Origin of the sequence: Peterkaempfera griseoplana (assembly GCF_001418575.1) — a bacterium.
GTDB classification, from domain to species: Bacteria; Actinomycetota; Actinomycetes; order Streptomycetales; family Streptomycetaceae; genus Peterkaempfera; species Peterkaempfera griseoplana.
This window is the reverse complement of record NZ_LIQR01000056.1, coordinates 1-15494: the sequence shown is the minus strand read 5'-3', so window position 1 is coordinate 15494 and position 15494 is coordinate 1. Positions and strand designations below refer to the sequence as shown.

Below are 15494 nucleotides of genomic sequence, written 5' to 3'. Positions count from 1 at the left end.
CTCCCGCCCCCGTCCCCGTCGCCCACGGATCCGCCGTACCGGGCACGCCCCGGCCGGTGGGAAGCCGGGGGCGTACTCCCCCGCGCGTCCCGCGCGGGTGCAGCCCCGGTGGCGTCCACCGGCAGCACCGGGAAGTGAGGAACCGATGACCGCACAGCAGACCGACTCCTGGGATGCCCTGGTGGCGACCGCCCTGCTCGGCACGGACCGGCGACCGCCGCCCCGGGTCGGAGGTACGGCCGCACTGGCCGGCGCCGCGGCGGCGGTCGCCGGCGACCCCGGCGCCGCGCTGCTCGCGCTGGCGGCGCTCGGCACCGTCCATCGGCGTGCCGGGCTCCGCCCGGCAGCAGCCGGCGGCCTCCCGGAACCCGCACCGGACGATCCACGGCCGCCGCTGCCCGAAGCCGCCGGGCGCCGGCTGGCGGTGCTGCTCTCCGAGCGGGCCGGCGCCTCCGGAGGACCGGCCAATCTCGCGGAGCTGCTCCCGCAGTGGCTCTGTGCCGCACGGGCCAGGGGGTTCCGGGTGCCCCCACCGCTGGTGCCGTCGCTGCTGGACGCCGCCCGGGCCCGGAGCGAGCTGCGCGGGGACGCCGTGTCGCTGGCCGGCCCGCTCGGCCGGTGGCTCGCCGGGCAGAACCCCGACTGGCGCTTCGTGCTGCGGACGGTCCCGGAGTCCCCGACCGGTCCGGGCGGGGCGGCGGACGACGAATCGGTCTGGCACGAGGGCCTGTTCGCCGAGCGGGTCACCCATCTCACCAGACTGCGCCGCCGGGATCCGGCAGCCGCCCTGGCGCTGCTCCGCTCCACCTGGGCCAGTGAACGCGCCGAGGACCGGCTGCTCTTTCTGGACGCCCTCCAGGAGCGGATCTCAGGCGACGACGAGCCGTTCCTGGAGGCCGCTCTGGGCGACCGCAGCAGGAACGTACGGACGACCGCCGCCGAACTGCTCTCCACCCTTCCCGGTTCGGCGCTGGCCCACCGGATGGCCCGGCGCGCCCGGGAGGCCGTACGACTGCACGGCTCCGGCGAGGCGGAGGTGTTCACCGTCAACCCGCCCACGGTCTGCGACGAGGCCATGCAGCGGGACGGCATAGCCGCCAAGTCGCCCACCGGGCGCGGCGAACGGGCCTGGTGGCTGGGCGAGATCGTGGCCGCCGCGCCGCTCGCACTGTGGACGGACAGCACCGGCCACCCACCGGAGCGGCTGCTGGCCGTTCCGGTGGCCGACGGCTGGGGCGACGATCTGCGGGAGGCCTGGGCCCGGGCTGCGGTACGGCAGCACGACGCCGACTGGGCCCGCGCACTGCTGGGGCCGCCGCCCCGCCCGGGGGACCGGGCGGCGGGGCGTCCGGCCGGTGCGCCGGCCAAGCTGCTGGCGGTGCTGCCACCGGAGGAGCGGGCCCACTGGACGGCGGCCTTTGTGGATGTCCACGGGCTGGGCGAGGCGTTCCAGATGCTGGGCGCCTGCGCCTCGCCCTGGTCACCGCGGCTGGGGGCGGCCGTGGTCACCGCTCTGCGGCGGGCCGCCGGCTCCGGGGCCTATCCATGGAGCCACAGCGGGGTGCTGGGCATGGCGGAGCGCGCACTGGCCCCGGAGGCCGCGACCTCGGTGGAGGGGTGCACGGAGGGCGGGGCGGCCTGGGCCGAGACCTTCACCCGGCTCGCGGGCACCCTGCGGTTCCGCGCCGCCATGCTGAGCGAGCTGGGCGGGGAGTGACGGTCGCCCCGAGAACCGGGGCGACACACGAGCAAGGAGAAGCAACCGCGCGAAGGAGCTGCGAGAAGGAACGGGGCGTCAGGCGGCCGGAGTGGTACGGAGGTTGGCCTCGACCCAGGCGACCACGTCACGGGTGGGGGTGCCGGGGGTGAAGATGTCGGCGACACCCATCGCCTTGAGCTCGGGAATGTCGCCGTCGGGGATGATGCCGCCCGCGAAGACCTTGATGTCGGCGGCGTCCTGCTCCTTGAGCAGGGCCACCACCTTGGCGCAGAGCGTCATATGGGCACCGGAGAGGATGGACAGACCGATCCCGTCGGCGTCCTCCTGGATGGCGGTGTCCACGATCTGCTCCGGGGTCTGGTGCAGGCCGGTGTAGATGACCTCCATACCCGCGTCACGCAGCGCCCGCGCGATGACCTTGGCCCCGCGGTCGTGGCCGTCGAGACCCGGCTTGGCGACGACCACGCGGATCGGTCCGGACACTCCCATTCCTGCCTCCAGCATCTTCTCCGACTTGCGTTAACACTCAATAACAACCCTGGAGGGAGGGTAGCGCCACCTGCGCCACCGCGCCGTTTCGCGAACACAGCAGAGGGGAAAATCACAAGAGGATTCAGAACGCGCTCCCGCCTCGGCGAGCCGTCCGGTCAGCGGGCCACCATCCCGGCCGGCGGCGGGCCTGCGGAGCGCGTCGCACCGGGGAGCCGCACTCCACCACGCCTCCGCCCTGGCCGGGCACGCTCCGGCATGCCCGGGCGCCTGCGGGCGGTGCCGCGCCGCTGCCGGCTGCCCGCTGGTCGGGCACGGGGGCATCGGCGCCCCCAGCCGCACGCCGGGGAGGTGGGGGGCATGACCGTCCCGTTCCGCAGGGCCGCCGCCGCGGCCCGCGCCGTGGGGGGAGAGGCCGCCGCCCTCGCCGGGCATCTGCTGCGGTACCCGGCAGGCCTCGCCCAGGAGCAGTGGGCCCTGCTTCAGCCACCGTGCCCGCCGCACCACGCGTCCGTACCGCCGCCGGCATCCGCACCGGAGGCCATGCCCACCCCGGCGACGGCGTCGGCGCACACCACGGCAGCGGCGCACCCTGCAACGGCGGCGCACACTCCGACGGCCTGCGCGCCGGGGCCGGGGCCGGTACTGCTGTTGCACGGCTTCGTCGACAACCGCTCCGTCTTCTCCGTGCTGCGCCGGGATCTGCTGAGGCACGGCTGGCAGCATGTCCACGCGCTCAACTACAGCCCGTTCACCCAGGACGTCCGCGCCGCCGCGGTGCTGCTGGGGCGGCATGTGGAGCAGGCCCGGCGGATCCACGGGGACCAGCGGATCGCGGTGGTCGGCCACAGCCTCGGCGGGCTGATCGGCCGCTACTACGTGCAGCGGCTGGGCGGCGACGAGCATGTCCACGCACTGGTGACACTGGGGACCCCGCATCGGGGGACGCTCGCCGCCCGGCTGCCCGGCCTGCCGCCGATCACCCGCCAACTGCGGCCGGAGAGCGACCTGTTCAGGGAACTCGAGGAGGCCGCACCGGACTGCCGGACACGTTTCGCCGCGTTCTGGAGTGATCTGGACCAGTTGATACTTCCCGCCCGATTCGCCCGTCTGGACCATCCCGATCTGAAGGCGGAGAACATCCTGGTGCCCGACGTCGGGCATCTGACGCTGACCGTCCACGGTGCGGTGCTGACCGGTGTCAGGAGGTTCCTGCTGCAGCAGCCCACCTGCGAGGACCGCCCCGTCCGGCAGGGCCTCCAGCCGCCCGGCAGGCTGACTGCCTGACAGATTCCGGCGGCCGCGGACCGGGCTCCGTCCGGCCCCGGCCGCCGATCGGTCTGCCTGGAAAGATTGTCGCCGGTCCGCCTTCGGGGATACAGTCGCCGCTGATTCTCCTGCTGTCGAGGCGAAAGTGGAGCCGGTGGCATACGAAGGCCATGGTGCTGGGGCTGTGTTTCCGCCCCCTGCCGCGCATGACCCCCTGTATGCCGAGACCTCCTACGACACCACGGGCACCTGGTACGGCTACGGCGGAGTCACCGCTGAGCAGACCGCCACCTGGCCTGCCGCGCAGGAATGGCAGCAGCAGTACCAGGGCGCCTACGGCCACAGCTACGACTACGCCGCCGCGACCACGGACCCCACGGCCCCCGCCGCGACCGTCTCCTGGGGCACCGCCGCCTTCACCTCCCCCGACGCAACCGGCCAGTACACCGTGCAGGACCTCTACGCGGCCACCGGTTACGGGGACTACACCGCCGAGCAGGGCTACCAGCAGTACGCCGGCTACGACCAGACCCCGGCTGCCGGGACCGCGTACTACGTGGACGACCCGGCGCAGACGTCGCAGTCGCAGCCGCAGGACGAGGCCCAGCAGTACGGGGAGACCGGGCAGTACGACGACGCCCAGCCGTACGAGGAGATGCCGGCCGAGACTCCGGCGGCGCAGGAGGACGGCGAGTCGGGGGACTTCTCCTACGAGGCGTACGAGGCATACGAGTACGACTCCTACGAGTACCCGTACGAAGGCGACCAGGCCGACGGCGAGGAGCCGGCCCAGGCCGGTCCGCTCGACGACGCCGAGCTTCCGGCGCAGACCGGCGACCACCCCGACACCGGCATCGCGGCGGCTCCCTCCGGCGGCCGCGCCGCCGCCCGGGCCGCGTCCCGCGGCAGGCCCCGCACCGCCAGGCGCTCCGCGCTGCTGACCATCGCGGTCCCGTCGGTCGCCGTGATGGGGGTGGCTGCGGCCGCCGCCGTCACCGTGAGCGTGCCCGACCAGGGCTCCACCCATGAGACGGCCGCCGGCAGCCCGGACGCCACCGCCTCGCCCAGGACGGCTGCCACCGCCTCCAAGCTCGACACCCAGCTGGCGGGCCTGCGCAAGGACGCCGACGACTTCGCCGGCCGGGTGAGCCGCAACCAGGCCCGCATCGACCTCAAGGCGCGGCAGGCGGCGGCGAAGGCCCGCAAGGAGGCGCTGCGGCCCAAGTTCGTGCTGCCCGTGACCGAGCGCGGCCTGTCCGCCACCTTCGGCATGGCCGGCACCCACTGGGCGGCGCTGCACACCGGTATCGACTTCCCGGTGAGCTGGGGGACCAGCGTCCACGCCGCCACCGACGGCACCGTGCGCACCCAGTGGAACTCGGCCTACGGCTACATGGCGATCGTCACCGCTGCCGACGGCAGTGAGACCTGGTACTGCCACCTCAGCTCGTACAAGATCCGCTCGGGCAAGGTGAAGGCCGGCGACACCATCGCCTACTCCGGCAGCAGCGGCAACAGCACCGGACCTCACCTGCACTTCGAGGTCCACCCCGGCGGGGAGGGCACCCCCGCGGTGGACCCGATCCCCTGGCTGCTCAGCCACGGGCTCGACCCCCGCTAGCAGCCTACGCATCCCGGGGCGCCGCCCACCGCCGTGCCGAAACCGGTGCCCCACACACCCCTGCGGCCCAGCACCTCCGGCCGCGAGAGACCGCGCCGACCGCCGACGGCCCGGCCCCGCCGGACGCACCCCGCCGGACGCCCCAGGGACACCCCGCCGGCCCGGCCCCGAGGGGCCGGACCCGCGACTCCCCGCGTCCGGGGACTACAGCTTCTCGACCGGTGCGTAGCGCAGCAGCAGCCGCTTGCGACCCGCCGCGCCGAAGTCGATGGTCGCCTGCGCCTTGTCGCCGATCCCGGTGGCCTCGACCACCGTGCCCAGCCCGAAGGTGTCATGGGTGACCCGGTCGCCGACGGAGAGGGCGACCACCTCCCGCTCCTGCACCTTGCGCGCCGACCTGCCCCAGCCGGTGGGCGGGGACGAGGCACCGGAGCGCCCGCCGCCGACCGAGCCGCCGGAGGACGGCGGTGCCGCGGCACCGGACCGCTTCCAGTCGACCAGTGACTCCGGGATCTCCTCCAGGAAGCGCGAGGCCGGGTTGTAGGACGGCTGCCCCCAGGCGCTGCGCATCACCGAGCGGGTGAGGTAGAGCCGCTCCCGCGCGCGGGTCACCCCGACATAGGCGAGCCGCCGTTCCTCCTCCAGCTCCTTGGCTTGGCCGAGCGCCCGCATGTGCGGGAAGACGCCGTCCTCCATGCCGGTGAGGAAGACCACCGGGAACTCCAGGCCCTTCGCGGTGTGCAGGGTCATCAGGGTGATCACCCCCTGGGCCTCGCCGTCCTCGGAGTCCGGGATCTGGTCGGAGTCGGCGACGAGCGCGACCCGTTCCAGGAAGTCGGCCAGGGTGCCGGCCTCCGTCTCCTGCTCGAACTCCAGGGCCACCGCGGCGAGTTCCTGCAGGTTCTCGATCCGGGTCTCGTCCTGGGGGTCGGTGGAGGCCTGGAGTTCGGCCAGATAGCCGGTCTCCTCCAGGATGGCCTCCAGCACGACCGCCGGGCCGGCGCCGCTCTCCGCCACGCCCCGCAGCTTCTCCAGCAGGTCGTTGAACTTCCGTACCGCGTTGGCGGAGCGGGCGGCCATGCCGTAGGCCTCGTCGACCCGGCGCAGGGCCTGGGCGAAGGAGATCCGCTCGCGCAGGGCCAGCGCCTCGATCATCGCCTCGGCGCGGTCGCCGATGCCGCGCTTGGGGACGTTGAGGATACGGCGCAGCGGAACGGTGTCCTCGGGGTTGGCGAGCACCCGCAGATAGGCGAGGACGTCCCGCACCTCCTTGCGCTCGTAGAAGCGCACCCCGCCGACCACCTTGTACGGCAGGCCGACCCGGATGAACACCTCCTCGAAGACCCGGGACTGCGCGTTGGTGCGGTAGAAGACCGCGACGTCGCCGGGGCGCGCGTCGCCCGCGTCCGTCAGCCGGTCTATCTCCTCGGCGACGAACTGCGCCTCCCCGTGCTCGTCGTCGGCGACATAGCCGACGATCCGGGCGCCGTCGTCGCCGGCCGTCCAGAGGTTCTTGGGGCGGCGGTTGGTGTTGCGCTCGATGACCGCGTTGGCCGCGGTGAGGATGGTCTGGGTGGAGCGGTAGTTCTGCTCCAGCAGGATGGTGGTGGCGTCCGGGTAGTCCTCCTCGAACTGGAGGATGTTGCGGATGGTGGCGCCGCGGAAGGCGTAGATCGACTGGTCGGCGTCGCCCACCACGCACAGCTCTGCCGGGGGCACCTCGGCCAGGCCCGCCGCGGCGGGGTTGACCAGGTCGCCGTCGACGGTCCGCCTGGGGGCCTGGCCCACCGCGCCGCCGGTGAGCTCGCGCACCAGCATGTACTGGGCGTGGTTGGTGTCCTGGTACTCGTCCACCAGGATGTGCCGGAACCGCCGCCGGTAGTGCTCCGCCACGTCGGGGAAGGCCTGCAGCAGGTGCACCGTGGTCATGATGATGTCGTCGAAGTCCAGCGCGTTGGCCTCGCGGAGCCGCCGCTGGTAGAGGGCGTAGGCCTCGGCCAGCTTCTTCTCCATCGGGTTGGCCGCCCGGTCGGCGAAGGTCTCCTCGTCGACCAGCTCGTTCTTCAGATTGGAGACCTGCGCGGTGAAGGACTTCGGGGGGAACTGCTTGGGGTCCAGGTCCAGGTCGCGGCAGACCAGCGCCATCAGCCGCTGCGCGTCCGCGGCGTCGTAGATGGAGAAGCTGGAGGTGAAGCCCAGCCGCTTGCTCTCCCGGCGCAGGATGCGCACACAGGCGCTGTGGAAGGTGGAGACCCACATGGCCTTGGCCTGCGGACCCACCAGGTGCTCGACGCGCTCGCGCATCTCGCCGGCGGCCTTGTTGGTGAAGGTGATCGCCAGGATCTCCCCCGGCCGCACCCCCCGGGCGGCCAGCAGATGGGCGATGCGGTGGGTGAGCACCCTGGTCTTGCCGGAACCCGCGCCTGCGACGATGAGCAGCGGGGAGCCGGAGTGCACCACGGCCTCGCGCTGCTGCGGGTTCATCCCGTCCAGCAGCTGCACCGGGTCGACCACGGTGCGCGGTGCGCCGTTGCCGTGGTACGCGTCCCGGTCGACCGGGGCCGTGAAGTCGCCCTGGAAGAGGTCGTCGGGGATGGCCTCCTCGTAGGGGGAGTCGTCCTCCGGGTGCGGGGGCGGCTCCTCCGCGGCGAAGTCGGCGAAGCCCCCGGGGGCGGCGAAGTCCGCAGGGGCGGCGAAGCCCCCGGAAGCCGCCGGCGCCGCGGGGGCCCCGGACGCCGTACGCCGGGCAGCGGACGCCCTGGGCCCTGCGGCGGGCCCGTCGAGACCGGGGAGGGGGATGTCGTCAAAGAGGCTACTCATCGCCCCCCGAGTCTATGACCTGCCTGCGACAGCGGTTGGCCGCTCACCCGATCCCAGCCTCGCCCGCACCACCAGCTCGTGCAGCTCCCGGTGGCCGCCCTGCCGCTCCGGCAGGGCGCTGGCCTGCTCCGCGGCCGCCAGCTCGGCCTGCATCTCCCGCACCAGCGTCCGCAGCCGCTCCCGGTCGGGCGCCCCCGCCAGTTCCGACCGCAGCCCGTGCTCGGCGGACGCCTTCGCCGCCGCCAGCTCCCGCAGACAGGACCGCTCGGACGGGGTCTCGTCCAGCAGGGTCGGCAGATGGGACTGCACCTCGCCGCTGCGCATCAGATGGATGCCGGTGAGCAGGGCGCGGAAGGTGTAGAGCAGCGGCTTGAGCTCGTCGGTGCGCTCGAACAGCCGCCACTGGGCGCGGGCGAAGTCCTGGTAGTGCCGGGCGTGGCGGCGGGTGAGGACGACGGGGGCCAGCGCCTTCAGCTCCTGGTGCACGGGGCTGGTGCGCACCACCAGCGGGGAGAGCAGCTGCTCCAGTACATAGCCGTTGCGCCGCAGCATCAGCCGGGCGAACTTGGCCAGGTCATGGGTGACCATGTCCAGTTCCAAGCCCTCGCGCAGCCACATCCGGCTGATGGTGTCGCGCGGGGTGTCCAGGCCGATGAGTTCCTCGACCGGCAGCAGATGGGCACCGCGCAGGTCCACGTCGGAGTCGGCGGAGGGGAAGCCGTACAGATGGGCGCCGGCGACCGCGACGAAGATCAGCGGCTGGTCCACCTCCTCGGCCAGCACCGCGTCCAGCTCCGGCACTCCCGCCGCCGCCAGCGCGTCCTTCGTCGCGGTCGCCTCGGTCATCTCGCGCTCACCCTCTCGGCGTCCAGTGTCCGGCGCCGGAACGCGGCCAGCCACCCGGGAGCGCGGAGGGCGGCATGGACCGCCGCGCGTCCGGGGGCGGAGGGCGGCATGGACCGCCGCGCGCCCGGGGGCGGAGGGCCACCCGGACGCAGGGGCCGGATCAGGTCCAGAGGGTGGCGATGAAGATGTTGACGGCGGTCAGGCCGCCGATGGCGCCGACGACCCCGTTCGGGGCCTTCTCCTCGTCCCGGTTGACCCAGACCAGCAGCAGGATCACCACCAGGACGGCCAGCTTGAGGCCGATCTTGATCATGTTGGGGTGGTGGTGGTTCGCCTCGTTCAGGCCCACCAGCAGCAGACCGGTGACCAGCATGGTCAGCGCGCCGTGCACCATGGCGGTCACCACCCGGGCCTCGCCGGCCCGGAGCGCCTTCAGCTGGGTGAGGAAACCGCCGAGCAGCGAGGCGATGCCGATGATGTGCAGGGCGACGAAGAAGTTGATGAGGACGTTCACCCGGCCGATGCTATCCACGCGCCCCGGACCGCCCGCCCGCGCCCCCGGCGGCCGGGACACGCCCCGGCCGCCGGGCCACGCGGGCGGTCAGACGGCGCCGCGGGCCTCGGCGCGCTCCTTGCGCTCGATGCCGTCGGCCCGGTGCAGGGCGTCGAACGACGAGTCGAGCCAGCGCCGCAGCACCCGCGCCGCGGGCCGCTCCACCCACCGGTTCACCAGCCAGGCGGCGCCCAGCATCGCGGCGCAGACCGCCGCCAGCAGCAGATACGGGGGCATGGTGTCGTGCAGCTTCATCAGCGCGATCCAGCCGATCTCCTCGTGCAGCAGGTACAGCGGGTAGGTGAGCGCCCCGGCGGCCGTCAGCCACCGCCAGCGCACCCGGTCGAAGGCCCCCAGCGCGGCACCCAGGACCAGCAGGAACGCCACGCCCACCAGGGACAGCACCACCGGGAAGGACAGCGGGTGCCCCGAGCCGCTGACATAGGGCGCCATCAGGGGGTGCATCTCGTGCTGGGCGACCAGCCAGGAGAAGCCGACGATGCCCCACAGCAGCGGGTTGGGTCCCAGCCGGTGCATCAGGTACATCGCCACCCCGGCGATGAAGAACGGCGCGTACATCGGCATGACCACCAGGTCCAGCAGCGGCAGCTGCGCCCGCGGGGTCAGCAGTACGGCGAGCATCCAGAGGCCGCAGAAGAGCACCACCCGCCGGTAGGTCAGGCCCATCGCCACGACGATGCCGAACAGCACATAGAAGCGGAGCTCGACCCAGAGGGTCCAGTACACCGGGTCGACGTCGGTGACCTTCAGACCGGCCTGGGACATCGTCATGTTGCTGAGCACCCTGCTGAGCGTCAGTTCACTGCCCGGCACCCACGGCGGCCGGACCAGGAAGAGCGCCACCGCGGTGGCCAGCATGCAGACCCAGTAGCCCGGCATCAGCCGCGTCACCCGGGAGCGGAAGAAGTCCTTGGCGGTGCGGCCCCAGCAGGACATGCAGATCACAAAGCCGCTGATCAGGAAGAACAGCTCGACGCCGAGCCAGCCGTACTGTCCGACCACGTGCGCGGCCGGGACGGTCTCCTTCGTCCGGCCGCCCCAGATGACCCGGGCCTCCTGGATGCCGGTGTAGTGCCAGGCCAGCACTCCCAGGGCGGCCAGCAGCCGCAGGCCGTCGAGCACGGGGAGACGGGGGCGGCCGGACCGTCTGCGCAGGGAGCCGGAGCCCTGGCTCCGCCCTGCGGGCGCCGGCCCCGGTGGGGATCCCGGCTCGGCACCGCGATCCTGGGGGTCCTGGCCGTCCTGGCTGTCCTGATGGTCCTGCTGGTCCGGGCGTACCGGTGTGACGGTGGGTGGCATAGGGCCGGGTCTCTCCGGGTCGGGATCGGGGGCTTCTGCCTGCCGCCGCGCTGGGCAACGACCCGATCGACCCTACCCACGGCGTCCGCCCCGACCTAGGACCTGCACTGCCGACGTGGAGAGACCCTCACACAGTCGGCACCACTCGTCCCTGCGCCCCGCCCGCCGGGCCCGGCGGGCGGGGCGCAGGGAGCGGGCGGCCGGTCAGACCAGTCGGCGGGCGGTCGCCCAGCGGGTCAGCTCGTGCCGGTTGCTCAACTGCAGCTTGCGCAGCACCGCCGAGACATGACTCTCCACCGTCTTGACCGAGATGAAGAGCTGCTTGGCGATCTCCTTGTACGCATACCCCCGCGCTATCAGCCGAAGCACCTCGCGTTCCCGCTGCGTGAGGCGGTCCAGGTCCTCGTCCACCGGAGGGGTGTCCGTGGCCGCGAAGGCGTCCAGGACGAACCCGGCCAGCCTGGGCGAGAACACCGCGTCGCCGTCGGACACCCGGAAGATCGCCGCGACCAGGTCGCTGCCGGTGATGGTCTTGGTGACATAGCCGCGGGCACCACCGCGGATCACCCCGATCACGTCCTCGGCCGCGTCGGACACCGACAGCGCGAGGAAGCGGACCGCCGCGCGGCCGTCCGCGCCCTCGGTCATCAGCGGCGCGCAGCGGCGCAGCACCTCCACCCCGCCGCCGCCGGGCAGATGCACATCGAGCAGCACCACGTCCGGACGGGCGGCGGTGACCACCGCCACGGCCTGCTCCACGTCGTCGGCCTCGCCGACGACGTCGATACCGGTGCGCCCGGTCTCGCCGATCTCGGCCCGCACCCCGGTGCGGAACATCCGGTGGTCGTCGACCAGCACCACCCGGACCTGCCGGTCCTGCCCCGCCCCTGCCGCTTCCTCGGTCCCGGTCATGCGTCCGCCCTCTCCATCTCCAACTCGACCTCGGTGCCTCCGGCCGGGGCGGGCCGCACCCGCGCATGCCCGCCGTTGCGCCGCATCCGGCCGATGATCGACTCCCGTACGCCCATCCGGTCCTCGGGCACCGCGTCGGGGTCGAAGCCGGGGCCGCGGTCGCGTACGAACACCCACACCGTCGCCCCCTCCACCTCGGCGTAGACCTGGACCGGTCCCCCGCCACCGTACTTGGCGGCGTTCACCATGGCCTCACGCGCGGCCTGCAGCTGCGCCGCGAGGCCCTCGTCCATCGGGCAGTCGCCCACGCAGACCACCTCCACGGGCACCCCGTGGAGATCCTCCACCTCGGCCGCCACCTTGCGCACCGACTCCGCCAGGGTGTCCGGATTGTCCGCCGCCGCCTCGGGGCGGTAGAGCCACACCCGCAGCTCCCGCTCCTGGGCACGGGCCAGCCGGGCCACCTCCTTGGCGTCCTCGGCGTTGCGCTGGATCAGGGTGAGGGTGTGCAGCACCGAGTCATGGATGTGCGCGGCGATCTCGGCCCGCTCCTGCGCCCTGATCCGCTCCCGGCGCTCGGCGCCCAGGTCCTGCCACATCCGCAGCGCATACGGACCGACCAGCACCAGCACCCCGGCCAGCACCGCCAGCGACGCCTCCAGCACCGCGCCCAGCTGGGTCTCCGACCCCTGCAGCACCAGCAGGCCGATGATGCCCGCGGCCACCAGCACCACTCCGGCGACGATCCGTGTCACCGCGGTGCGGCGCTTGCTGCCGTCCAGGCCGAACCAGCGCTGCCAGCGCGAGTCGTCGGCCTGCCGCCACACCAGGGCGACACCGACGCCGATGGTGAGCAGCGGCCAGACGTACGGCTTGGCGGCCTGGATGTGCAGCGCGTTGAGCAGGGTCAGGATGCCCACCACCACGGCGAGCAGCGCCACCAGCTGTCCCAGGTTCTCCCTGGTGGTGCGCCGCGGCGGGGCGGCGGCGGCCGCCGCGTCCTGCGGTACGCCGAAGGTCTCGCCCTGCAGGGTTCGCTGCAGCCCCTCGCGGATCCTGCCGATCCAGCCCCGGCTGCCCTTGTACAGCGGCACGCCGTGCGCACCGGGCACGAAGGCGCCCCCCACATAGGCCCACTCCCCCGGGCCGGTTCCGCGCGCCGGTTCGCCGATGCCTATGGGGACCACGAACCAGAAGGCGGCGTAGAGCAGCACCCCGATGCCGTCGGCGAAGAAGAGCAGCACGAAGGCGATCCGCACCCAGGCCACCGGAAGCCCCAGATGGGCCGCCAGTCCGCTCGCCACCCCGCCCACCATCCGCCCCTCCGGGCTGCGGTAGAGCTTGCGGTACGGCGGCGCCTGACCCGGTGCCTCGGCAGGCGGTGCGGCTGAGGTGTCACCGGACGCACCGGACGGCCCCACGGCGCCCAGTGGCGCGGCGGGATCGGAGGGGACGGAGTCTGCGGGAGATTCGCCGCTGCCGGGTGCTGCCACGCACCGATCGTCACACGTTCGCGGGTGCGGGCGCATCAGGGTCCCGCCCTTGACTCTCTCAGGGAGAGATCAGGGTCGGGGCAGGGCCGGAACCGGTTGGAGCAGGGGGCCCGCACCCGCAGGATGGGAGCATGACGGACGACCGCATCCCGCCCTCCCGCTCCGAGGAGCCCCGCGCCGCCGACGGCGACCCGCAGCCGCCCGCCGATCCGGCCGGCGGCCCGGCGAGCGGCGGGCCTGCGAACGGCGGCGCTGCGAACGGCGGTGCTGCGAACGGCGGCGGCTCGGGTGGCGGCGGCAGCGGCACGGGCAGCGACGCCGGCGAACGGGGTGGCAGCGGCACCGGCGGCGGTGCCACCGCCGCTGACGGCTCCGCCCCGACCCGGCCCCCGCTGGTGCGCAGCGACCGCCACCGGGTGGTCGCCGGGGTCTGCGGCGGCCTGGGCCGCCATCTGGACATCGACCCGGTGGTCTTCCGCGTGGTCGTCGCCGTGCTCTGCCTCTCCGGCGGCCTGGGGTTGTTCCTCTACGGCCTGGCCTGGCTGATCGTCCCCGCCGAGGAGTCCAGGAAGACCGAGATCCAACGGGTCCTCACCGGGCAGGTGGACGCCCAGTCGATCGGCGCGGTGCTGCTCACCGTGATCGGGACCGGGGTCTTCTTCTCCTGGATGGACCGCGGCGACCATCTCTTCCCGCTGCTGCTGCTCGGCGTGCTGATCTTCTTCGCCCTGCGGTACGACCCCGAGCGCCGCCAGCAGCGCAGCGAGGGCGTCCGGCGGGGGCCGCGCAGCACCGGCCCGTACGACCGGCACGCGACCGACCGCGACGAACTCCGCGCCCGACGGGAGGAGTGGCGCGCGCAGTGGCAGGAGCAGCGGCGGCAGTTCCGTCAGGAGTGGGCGGAGCGGCGCGAGGAGATGCGGCACTCCCGTCCGTCCCCCACCGGCTACCGATGGGATCCCCGGCACCCCGAACGCAACCCCTACGGCCTGCACGGCCTCCATGACGCGGCCACCCCGCCGCCGGCCACCCCCCCGGCCTGGTGGCAGCGGGAGGACCTGCCGGAGGGCGACCCGCTGCGCAAGCCGGCCCAGGGGGCTTCGGCTGCGGCCGACGAGCCCCCGGCGACGGGCGCCGGGGCGCCCTGGCCCACCCCCCGGCCGGGGCCGTACCACCCGCCGTACCAGCGCGAGCGCAGTTTCCTCGGCCCGGTCGCCTTCCTGCTGTCACTGGGTGCGGGAGCCGCGGTGTGGGCCGCCTCGGGCGGCGAGCGGGGCAACGTCCGGCTGACCACCGTGCTGGCCGCCGTCCTGCTGGTGCAGGGCCTGGCACTGGTGCTGGCCGCCCACCGGGGACGGGTACGCGGTCTGGTGCTGCCCGCGCTGCTCACCACCCTTGCACTGGCCGCGGCCGGCACCTCGGACGTCCCGCTCAAGGCCTCCACCGGCGACCGGAACTGGGCCCCGGCCGAGGTGTCCCAGGTGCAGCCGGTCTACAACCTGGGTGCGGGCAACGCCCGGCTCGACCTCTCCCGGCTGGACCCCGCCGGTGCCATCGTCAGCACCGGGGTGCGGCTCGGCGCCGGTGACCTCGCGGTGACCGTGCCGGACGACGTCCGGGTGCAGATCACGGTGCGCAGCGCGGCAGGCGACATCGAGCTCCCGGACGGCAGCCACAACAGCGGACTGGGCAATGAGCAGCGGGCCGACCTGGCGCCGCTCCGTGGCACAGAATCGAAGGGCACCATCAGCCTCGACCTCCAGGTCGGGCTGGGAGACGTAAGGGTGGTCCGCCAGTGAAGCGCCACGAGGTCGACATCTTCTCGCTCATCGCCGGTCTGACCTTCACCGCCATCGCGATCGTCTATCTGATCGCCTCGCTCAACGACCGCGCGGTCAACGGCCGCATCGTGATCCCGGTCGCCCTGATCGCGCTGGGCACCGCCGGGCTGGCCGGGGCGGTGGTCCGGATGGCCCGGCGCGGCCGGCAGGCGGCGGCCGAGGCTGCCGCCGACGACCCGGTCGCCGCCGTCCCTCCGCCGGCCGACGACCTCACGCCCTGACGGGCGGTGGTCACCCGTTCGGTCCAGTCGCGGCCTGCGAAGTCCCCGGCGCCGGGCGGGCGCGGGGCTCGTGACAGCCCGTGCGCGGCCGGGAGACGCCCGGCGGGCGCGGTCCGCCGCGGCCCCGGCGACGGTCCACCGGCTCCCGGTGCTTCCCCGCCGGAGCGGTGCAACCCGGCTGCCACCGCGTGGCGTCCTGTTCGACGAGTGTCATGACGCGAACAGCACGCCACGGGGGCAGCCTTGATCCGTCCGACAGCCGTCATCCTGGCCTTCGCCCTCTGCGTGGGCGGTGTGCTGGCGGCAGCGACAACCGACTGGACGGCCACGGCCTCCGCCCCGCCAGGGGCCTGGGCCACGCCCTCCGTCCCCACGCCGTCCACCACCAC

Annotated in this window: 12 protein-coding genes; 5 read left to right on the top strand and 7 right to left on the bottom strand. The window is 73.6% G+C overall.

What is annotated here, in order from left to right; genetic code table 11:
* The first annotated feature begins 145 nt into the window (after positions 1-145).
* A complete protein-coding gene (locus tag AOK09_RS04800; RefSeq protein WP_055585852.1) occupies positions 146-1717 on the top strand; it encodes a DUF5691 domain-containing protein in 1572 nt (523 codons plus the stop codon).
* Positions 1718-1795: 78 nt separating this feature from the next.
* Here the strand turns inward: AOK09_RS04800 and AOK09_RS04795 are convergent, their stop codons facing one another.
* Positions 1796-2209, bottom strand: coding sequence for a cobalamin B12-binding domain-containing protein (locus AOK09_RS04795; RefSeq protein ID WP_055585851.1), 414 nt, complete (start codon positions 2207-2209; stop codon positions 1796-1798).
* Positions 2210-2569: 360 nt separating this feature from the next.
* Here AOK09_RS04795 and AOK09_RS04790 point away from each other — a divergent pair, with 360 nt between their 5' ends.
* On the top strand, positions 2570-3496 hold the full coding sequence (locus AOK09_RS04790; protein ID WP_063795839.1) for a lipase family alpha/beta hydrolase: 927 nt from the start codon (positions 2570-2572) through the stop codon (positions 3494-3496).
* A 166-nt stretch (positions 3497-3662) separates the two neighbouring features.
* Positions 3663-5099, top strand: a complete 1437-nt coding sequence (locus tag AOK09_RS37310) for a M23 family metallopeptidase (protein WP_055585850.1) — start codon at positions 3663-3665, stop codon at positions 5097-5099.
* Positions 5100-5303: 204 nt separating this feature from the next.
* Here the strand turns inward: AOK09_RS37310 and pcrA are convergent, their stop codons facing one another.
* The 6 genes from pcrA to AOK09_RS04755 form a co-directional block, all read right to left on the bottom strand.
* Positions 5304-7919: a DNA helicase PcrA gene (gene pcrA / locus AOK09_RS04780; protein WP_055585849.1), complete on the bottom strand. Its 2616-nt coding sequence runs from the start codon at positions 7917-7919 to the stop codon at positions 5304-5306.
* 12 nt (positions 7920-7931) lie between these two features.
* Positions 7932-8765: a nucleotidyltransferase domain-containing protein gene (locus AOK09_RS04775; RefSeq protein WP_055585848.1), complete on the bottom strand. Its 834-nt coding sequence runs from the start codon at positions 8763-8765 to the stop codon at positions 7932-7934.
* A 160-nt stretch (positions 8766-8925) separates the two neighbouring features.
* Positions 8926-9279 (bottom strand): hypothetical protein, encoded by a 354-nt coding sequence (locus tag AOK09_RS04770; protein ID WP_055585847.1) that lies wholly within the window; start codon positions 9277-9279, stop codon positions 8926-8928.
* A gap of 87 nt (positions 9280-9366) precedes the next feature.
* Positions 9367-10461, bottom strand: a complete 1095-nt coding sequence (locus AOK09_RS04765) for an acyltransferase family protein (protein ID WP_245687120.1) — start codon at positions 10459-10461, stop codon at positions 9367-9369.
* A gap of 381 nt (positions 10462-10842) precedes the next feature.
* The gene (locus AOK09_RS04760; RefSeq protein ID WP_055585846.1) at positions 10843-11550 is read right to left on the bottom strand and encodes a LuxR C-terminal-related transcriptional regulator; all 708 of its coding nucleotides are present in this window, start codon (positions 11548-11550) and stop codon (positions 10843-10845) included.
* Positions 11547-12866, bottom strand: coding sequence for an ATP-binding protein (locus tag AOK09_RS04755; RefSeq protein ID WP_407675344.1), 1320 nt, complete (start codon positions 12864-12866; stop codon positions 11547-11549). The genes AOK09_RS04760 and AOK09_RS04755 overlap by 4 nt, the downstream gene beginning before the upstream one ends.
* 308 nt (positions 12867-13174) lie before the next feature.
* Here AOK09_RS04755 and AOK09_RS04750 point away from each other — a divergent pair, with 308 nt between their 5' ends.
* A complete protein-coding gene (locus AOK09_RS04750; protein WP_055585844.1) occupies positions 13175-14842 on the top strand; it encodes a PspC domain-containing protein in 1668 nt (555 codons plus the stop codon).
* Positions 14839-15105, top strand: a complete 267-nt coding sequence (locus AOK09_RS04745; RefSeq protein WP_055585843.1) for a hypothetical protein — start codon at positions 14839-14841, stop codon at positions 15103-15105. Before AOK09_RS04750 ends, AOK09_RS04745 begins: the two co-directional genes overlap by 4 nt.
* The last annotated feature ends 389 nt before the right edge of the window (positions 15106-15494 follow it).

Coding starts and splice junctions, on each gene's coding strand:
- AOK09_RS04790 (WP_063795839.1), top strand. CDS start 2,570: ATGACCGTCCCGTTCCGCAGGGCCGCCGCCGCGGCCCGCGCCGTGGGG.
- AOK09_RS04760 (WP_055585846.1), bottom strand. CDS start 11,550: ATGACCGGGACCGAGGAAGCGGCAGGGGCGGGGCAGGACCGGCAGGTC.
- AOK09_RS04795 (WP_055585851.1), bottom strand. CDS start 2,209: ATGGGAGTGTCCGGACCGATCCGCGTGGTCGTCGCCAAGCCGGGTCTC.
- AOK09_RS04775 (WP_055585848.1), bottom strand. CDS start 8,765: ATGACCGAGGCGACCGCGACGAAGGACGCGCTGGCGGCGGCGGGAGTG.
- pcrA (WP_055585849.1), bottom strand. CDS start 7,919: ATGAGTAGCCTCTTTGACGACATCCCCCTCCCCGGTCTCGACGGGCCC.
- AOK09_RS04750 (WP_055585844.1), top strand. CDS start 13,175: ATGACGGACGACCGCATCCCGCCCTCCCGCTCCGAGGAGCCCCGCGCC.
- AOK09_RS04755 (WP_407675344.1), bottom strand. CDS start 12,866: ATGGTGGGCGGGGTGGCGAGCGGACTGGCGGCCCATCTGGGGCTTCCG.
- AOK09_RS04800 (WP_055585852.1), top strand. CDS start 146: ATGACCGCACAGCAGACCGACTCCTGGGATGCCCTGGTGGCGACCGCC.